The 355-nt window shown below is 66.8% G+C and carries 1 protein-coding gene; it reads left to right on the plus strand.

Annotated elements, in window-relative coordinates:
* The coding region (locus EN874_RS32580) for a 3'-5' exonuclease (RefSeq protein ID WP_281061464.1) at positions 1-355 on the plus strand (355 nt) is incomplete at both ends.

Here is a 355-nt window from a genome sequence, read left to right on the forward strand (position 1 = left end):
CGAATTCTACGCCGCCGCGTTGGCGCGCGACGGCCTGCGCCGCAAGATGACGGCGCGGCTGGGACCCGAGGCCGGCGATATCCTCGACGAATTCCTGAGCTTCTGCCTGGCCGAGGAACGCACCGGACTGCCGGGGCTGGAATCCTTCCTGTCGACACTGGAAAATGCCGGCCCCGAGATCAAGCGCGAGATGGACCAGACGCGCGACGAGGTCCGCGTCATGACCGTGCACGCCGCCAAGGGTCTCGAAGCACCGGTCGTCTTCCTCGTCGATGGCGGCTCGGCGCCGTTCAGCGACCAGCATCTGCCGCGGCTGATGCCATTCGAGAGCTCGGGGACGCAATGGAAAGGCAAG

Source organism: Mesorhizobium sp. M1D.F.Ca.ET.231.01.1.1 (genome assembly GCF_003999155.2).
In the GTDB taxonomy this organism is placed as follows: Bacteria; Pseudomonadota; Alphaproteobacteria; order Rhizobiales; family Rhizobiaceae; genus Mesorhizobium.